General features: G+C 55.1%; 8 protein-coding genes. 1 reads left to right on the top strand and 7 read right to left on the bottom strand.

The window, feature by feature from the left end; genetic code table 11:
* Positions 1–517: 517 nt before the first annotated feature.
* Positions 518–700, bottom strand: a complete 183-nt coding sequence (locus CJ255_RS20800; RefSeq protein ID WP_124682037.1) for a hypothetical protein — start codon at positions 698–700, stop codon at positions 518–520.
* A gap of 291 nt (positions 701–991) precedes the next feature.
* On the opposite strand from CJ255_RS20800, the gene CJ255_RS20805 reads away from it, so the two are divergent.
* A complete protein-coding gene (locus CJ255_RS20805; RefSeq protein WP_097645999.1) occupies positions 992–1720 on the top strand; it encodes a hypothetical protein in 729 nt (242 codons plus the stop codon).
* On the opposite strand, the gene CJ255_RS25145 is transcribed toward CJ255_RS20805, so the two are convergent.
* The 6 genes from CJ255_RS25145 to CJ255_RS20835 form a co-directional block, all read right to left on the bottom strand.
* Complete coding sequence (locus tag CJ255_RS25145) at positions 1717–1920, bottom strand: hypothetical protein (protein ID WP_097646000.1); 204 nt, start codon at positions 1918–1920, stop codon at positions 1717–1719. The genes CJ255_RS20805 and CJ255_RS25145 overlap by 4 nt on opposite strands.
* Positions 1921–1941: 21 nt before the next feature.
* Positions 1942–3150 (bottom strand): sensor histidine kinase, encoded by a 1209-nt coding sequence (locus CJ255_RS20815; RefSeq protein ID WP_097646001.1) that lies wholly within the window; start codon positions 3148–3150, stop codon positions 1942–1944.
* Positions 3137–3835 carry a response regulator transcription factor gene (locus CJ255_RS20820; protein ID WP_097646002.1) on the bottom strand — a complete coding sequence of 233 codons (699 nt, stop codon included), beginning with the start codon at positions 3833–3835 and terminating at the stop codon, positions 3137–3139. Before CJ255_RS20820 ends, CJ255_RS20815 begins: the two co-directional genes overlap by 14 nt.
* 148 nt (positions 3836–3983) lie before the next feature.
* Positions 3984–4973: a DHH family phosphoesterase gene (locus CJ255_RS20825; RefSeq protein ID WP_097646003.1), complete on the bottom strand. Its 990-nt coding sequence runs from the start codon at positions 4971–4973 to the stop codon at positions 3984–3986.
* A 142-nt stretch (positions 4974–5115) separates the two neighbouring features.
* Positions 5116–5622 (bottom strand): hypothetical protein, encoded by a 507-nt coding sequence (locus CJ255_RS20830; RefSeq protein WP_097646004.1) that lies wholly within the window; start codon positions 5620–5622, stop codon positions 5116–5118.
* Between the two features lie 25 nt (positions 5623–5647).
* The gene (locus CJ255_RS20835) at positions 5648–6067 is read right to left on the bottom strand and encodes a hypothetical protein (protein WP_097646005.1); all 420 of its coding nucleotides are present in this window, start codon (positions 6065–6067) and stop codon (positions 5648–5650) included.
* Between the last annotated feature and the right edge of the window lie 120 nt (positions 6068–6187).

Consider the following 6187-nt stretch of genomic DNA (forward strand, 5'->3'; position numbering starts at 1 on the left):
GGCTCTCTTGGATTTCCCGGGCTTTTATCCGGTTTTCAGCCGAAACTGTGAAAACCGCCTCTGTTTTAGCGCATCAGGAAGCCATGTCTACTGAAGCACAAACGTTTTAGCCCGGAAAATCCTAGAGAGCCGTTTTTTACTTACAGCGGAATACGTAACAGCATCGGTTGAGCTTCAAAGATATAGATCACTTCATCGGCATAAAATGCAGTTCGGGAATAAGCTCATTGCCCAATCACCAAAGCGCACCATGCGCCAGCCGGGGGGAGGGTCTCGTGTGCGGACTTGCCGCTGGTGGTTGTCGTGGTTGCCATGAAAGCTATGACCTTCAGGAGCCGACCTGCACGACTGGGCTCTGGCTGCTCGCTTAGAAGCTGTCTGAAAAGCTAGTGGGCACGCGTTGGAGTGCCGGCTTTAGCCGGCTGAAGCCGGCACTCCAATCACCAGTTCATGGATTTTTCAGACAGTCTCTTAGAATTTGCGTGACTAGATCGAACCTATCGTTCCGCGACCAGGCTCAGACCACAGATACACCCACTTCGTCAGAGGACACCCAGGTGAATCGCTGTTTCAAATCGTTGCAGTTCCGGAGGGTCTCTTCGGCTTGAGCCATGCCACGCTCTTCAAGCAACTCTTCAAGTGTTTCACCCGGTGGTGAAACAAGATCGGGTTGATACTGATTAACGATTGGTTTAACCATGATAATCCCCCACTCGTATGACACGCACTGCCGTAACATTTGTCCGTTGAGGAAGAGAATGTCCACGGCTTTACAATACCATTAACCCATTGCGTTAATGGTATTGTATCATAGAGGGGTGCCTACGACCAGTTAAGAACCTGTAGAACTCACAGATCTTTCGTTTTGGTTTCTGGAAAGGGCTTGACCTAGTGGGTAACAGAACAGTATACTCAAGGAGTGATACTGTGTTGCGAACATATGCACTGTAACACCCCTGCTCACAATTGCGTAAGGTAGGGGAGGTCAACTATGACTAGCCAAGCTCAGGATGAATTGTTGCAACTCCGTTTTACCGGCGGAGCCATAGCACCTCGTCACGTTCCTGCTGGGGAGCTTGCCGATATTTTAAAAGCGGCAGAAACACTCATCGTTGCTACTGTTCTTAGGGAACATTCAAAGCTTACCAAAGAAGATATCATTCTTGGTCTGACTCAGGTTGAAGATAAGAGTCTGGACTTGATGTTCGTGCCTTCCATCCCTCAGGTTGTGATTCCTGAGTTTCATCGTATTGCCGACATTGTCAATCACAAATTATTCGAGATGTTGCCCTTTGAAGCACGTGATGCACTACGAAAAATTGCAACTTTTACGCGCAAGAGGCACTGTGTTGCCGAGTTTCGAGTAAGCGGTAGTGAAGTTGTGCTTGCTACTGTCGAAGCCGATCTCGTTATACCTGCCCCTCCTCGTCTTTATATGCAAACAACTATATATGGACGAGTTGTGAACGCAGGAGGTAAAAATCCAAATGTACATATTGAGACATTAGAAGGACAAATAGTTATCTGCAAAGGATCGCAAGAGCAAGTCAAGCAGCTTGCCGGTCGGTTATACGCAAATGTTGGCATTGAAGGCTCGGCCCGTTGTGATGTGGAAACGCTTGAGATCGAGGATGTCGAGATAAAAGAGATTTTGCCTTACGAAGATACTCCCATCTCTGACGCTGTACGTGAGCTTGGTCAGTTAGCTGCGCCTTACTAAGTTGGCTTTATTGGCCTGGATTTCGTCAAGGGTGGCGACGTGGGCGAAGCCCTCCTCGGCGGCCCAGCGCAACTCCCCTTAAGCTGTGAGCCAGGGATGAGCGGACGGCCCCAACCATCGCGCACAATGCTCTTGTCGGCTAGCGTGCCGCTACTGCCGCCCGCGCCTACGCTGAGTGCCGAATGGCTTGTGAGGGTCATACTGATTATTTCCCAGACTACTCATGCCAAAGGCAGGGTGAATTTAAAAGTACTGCCGTGACCTTCGGTGCTATCGGCCCAGAGGCGGCCACCGTGGCCTTCGATCAGGTGTTTGGCAATGGCGAGGCCGAGACCGGTGCCGCCGGCATGGCGTGTACGTGAGCGATCAACTTTGTAGAAACGTTCAAAGATGCGCGGTAGGTCTTTGGCGGGAATGCCAATCCCGGTATCGCTAACACTGACCTGAAGCCACGGCCCTATGCTACTATCAGTGCTGCACGTAGCACACACGGTAACCTGACCACCCGTAGCGGTAAACTTAATGGCGTTGTGCAGTAGATTGAGCAACACCTGGCCAATGCGGTCGGGGTCCATCAGCACCGGGGCGAGATCGGGTAAAACTTCGGCGGTTACCGTAATGGCCTTACGATCAGCCTGCGGCTTGATGCGTTCGAGGGCGCGTTCAATGACGGGCTGAATAGGTAGCGGCGCTAACTTGAGGGTCACCCGTCCAGACTCGATCTGGGAGAGTTCATGCAATTCATCAACCAACTGGGTGACTGCGTCAATCTCATGAGCCATTTGGCCAAGCATGCGCTGGGCAACATCGGGGGGCGGCGCGGATTGAACGGTCTCGATGAGCAGCTTGAGCGAAGCGAGGGGCGTGCGTAGCTCATGGGAGACATTGGCGACGAGATCGCGGCGTGCCCGTTCGAGCATGCTGATCTGGGTAAAATCACGGATGATGAGCAGTACCGCAACGATGCGTTCCGCGATGCGTAGGGGGGTACAGCGCAAGCGCAGGGTACGCCCGCTACGGATCGGTTGCAGGGCCAACTCACGCGACTCGCCGTCACGCAGCACCTCAGCGACCAGCGCATCAACTTGGTGGTCGCGCAGCACGGCAATGAGGCTCTGGCCGCGCATCGTGGCGGAGAGATCGAGCAGTGTTTCGGCTTCAGGATTGAGGAAGCGCACAACATGCTGGGCATCCACTACAACCATGCCAGCATCAAGGGTTGCAGCAGCGGCTTGGAAGAGGGGCTGGTCGAGGGCAGCGAGATCAGCATCCATAGCGAAGGATTGAACTTCAGGCTCTGCACAAGATTGAGGCACGATGGGCAACAGAGGGGGCATAGCGGAAAGACGTTGACCACGTCGCCAGAGCCAGACAGCCACGCTGAGACTTAGAGCGAGCGCAATGGAGAGGGTGAGTTCAAGAAGTGTCATGTTCGGGGGCTTCAAAGCGATAGCCAACGCCACGAACCGTCTGGATATAACGGGGGCGGCTGGGGTCGGGTTCTATCTTCTCGCGGAGCCAGCGGATATGGACATCAACGGTGCGGCTATCGCCAATGAAATCGAGGCCCCAGACTCGTTCGAGCAGCAGATCGCGTGAGAGGGCAATACCCCGGTTGCGAATGAGGCAAGTGAGCAGATCAAACTCCTTTTGGGGCAAGGTCAACTCAGCACCTTCACGCCACGCACGGCGACTACTGGCATCCACTTTGAGGGCGCCGGCTTCAAGGACTTCGCGCCCGCTACGGGGTTGGCGTTCAGTCCGGCGCATAATGGCACGCACACGGGCAAGGAACTCACCAAGGCTAAAGGGTTTGCTAATGTAATCATCGGCACCCAACTCTAGGCCAGCGATCCGGTCAACCTCATCTTGGCGTGCGGTAAGCATAATCACAGGCACATCGCTCTCTTGGCGCAGAATGCGACAGACGGAGAAGCCATCAAGGCGGGGCAGCATAATATCAAGCACAATGAGATCAGGCTGGTTGCGGCGGGCCAACTCAAGACCTTGAACGCCATCGTTGGCCATAAGGACACTATAGCCTTCACGTTCAAGGTTATAGCGTAGCGTTTCGGCTAGGGTAAGTTCGTCCTCAACCAGCAGGATGGTAGCCATGATACACCTCTGTCTCTTCGGGATGGTTCGTGGTGGCTTTACAGTTTGCGAAGACGCGAAGACGCGAGGATGCGAAGTCCTCGCGTCCTCGCCTCACGCATCCTTGCAAGATTGTAAAGCGATCTCCCATATTTTCCAAAACCACCCCTTAACGCAAAAGCTGCCGCAAGATAGGCAGGACAGTGGCCTCAGCGGTAGGGGGATCCATGGCGAGGGTAGCCCCAGCGGCTTGGGCATGGCCACCGCCCCCCCAGGTTTGGGCAACGGCGGCGACATTGATGCCAGAGACAGAGCGTAGGCTCAACTTCACGGTGCCGTCGGGGCGTTCCTTGAAGAGCGCACAGACTCGCATCCCGGCGACGCGCTGCATGCGGCCTACGGTATCATCGGAGGCATCCTCGCCCGCGTTGCAGGCCGCGAGTTGCGCTTGGGTCAAATGGGCCCAGATCAGCCCGTCTTCCTGTTGCAGATCACTGAGGACGCGGGCGGTAAGGCGTTCGGTACTCAGGGGCACATTAAAATAGACTGCCGACACAACTGCGGCGCGGTCGGCCCCGGCGCTAATCAGATCAGCAGCGGTGTGGAGGGTTTGTGCCGAGGTGCTACTCGTCTGGAAGCTTTGCGTATCGGTGAGCATGCCGAGGTAGAGGCATGTGGCCGCCTCAGCACTCACCGGCACCTGCATGGCTTGGAAGAGGCGGAAGAGCAGATCGGCATTGGAGGCGGCTGTGGGATCGATCAGGTTTAATTGCCCGACCCCGTCATTGGTGACATGGTGATCAACAATCACCAAGGGGCATGCCTCAAATGCAGCACGGTGTTCTTCGGCAGCAGCGCCGACGCGTGCGGTGTTGGCGACATCAAGCAGCCAAATCATGTCAGCAGCAGGGAGAGAACTACCCTGTTGGTAGACACTCAACCATGACGCGCCGGGCAAAGCCTGACAGAAGCTAGGGGCGGATGAAGCGAGCATGCAGATAGGTTCTTTGCCCAAGGCACGCAAGACATGGGCCGCGCCCAAGAGCGAACCGACGGCATCGCCATCAGGATTGATGTGAGTAAACAGCAGCACGCGCTCAACTTGGTCAAGTTGGGCCTGAAATGCGGGCGCGGCAGCCTGAGGATCGGTGTAGATCATAGGAAAGTAGGAAATAGGAAGTAATCGAAATTCGTAAGAGTCTGTCTGAAAAGCCTATGAACTGGCGTTGGAGTGCCGGCTCCAGCCGGCTCCAGCCGGCACTCCAGCGCGTACCCACTAGCTTTTCAGACAGCTTCTAAAATTACAATCCCAAGCCGCTCTCTTGACGTTGGAGTTGTTCAGCGCGTTGTTGCTGTACATAGAGCGGCGGAACAGCAAAGAGGGCGCGTTCAATGTCGCTGACGGAGGGTTCTACCGGGCCAAGTGACCAGCGGCCATGCTGTTTGATAATCTGCGTGCCAAAGCGTTGGGGTTTACCACTCGCGACCAACCAGCGATCCCATGCCATAGCACGCAGTGTCCAAGCGCGGCTCTCACCCAGTTCAGTGGCGCGGCGAGCAAAGCGGCGGGCCAGTTGGTAGTGGCCCTGGGTATCGCCACAAATGAGTACCCATGCAGCATGGAAATTATCGCGTGCATCTTGGACTGCGCCAGCGGTTTCAAGATCCATCACCCGTTGGCAACGCCGCCGCGAGCCGATGGTATCGGTGCTACCAGCTTGAGCCTCAAGCGTTTCGCGGGCGAGGCGCTCCAGTTCGTCGCTCGGAGTCTCATCGTGAGGCTCCAGAGGTGCAAATTCATCATCCATGTGTCGCCTCCTGATGCATAGTTCATCATCTACGCTTCAGTGTACCATAAGCGCTCTTCGGCAGCACAAGCAAGATGTAGATCAGGGTGTGAAGATGATCGAGCAACAGATGCAGGCTGATGCCATAGGCCAGGGGACGTAGTTGCGGCCATTGGCGGGTGATGCTCCAGAGGAGCGGTAGGGTCACCATTGGCTGATGCAGCCATGAACGTAGGCTACCATAGCGGGGGCGATTGTCGCCCTGATGCACATAGCCATGCCGGTAGCGGTCGTAGCGCAGTGCACCTACGATGCTCCAATCGCCGCTGCGGAGGGCATAGAGTACAAGGTGATCAAGGTCAACCAATGTGCCAGCAGCAGTCACGATGAGCATCTGTTTGGGTTGGCGTGGGTAGAGGGCGAAGCCAACAATGGCGGAGATGATGATATGGCTACGGATGTGCATGGAATTGCCGTTTCAGATTGTAGATTGTAGATTGTAGATTGTAGATTGTAGATTGCCGAACATGGCGTCCCAATGGGCTTTCGCGTTCTTGATAATGCGGCATGTTCAAGGGTAATTGGT

It is taken from the genome of Candidatus Viridilinea mediisalina, from assembly GCF_002532535.1.
Classification (GTDB): Bacteria; Chloroflexota; Chloroflexia; order Chloroflexales; family Chloroflexaceae; genus Viridilinea; species Viridilinea mediisalina.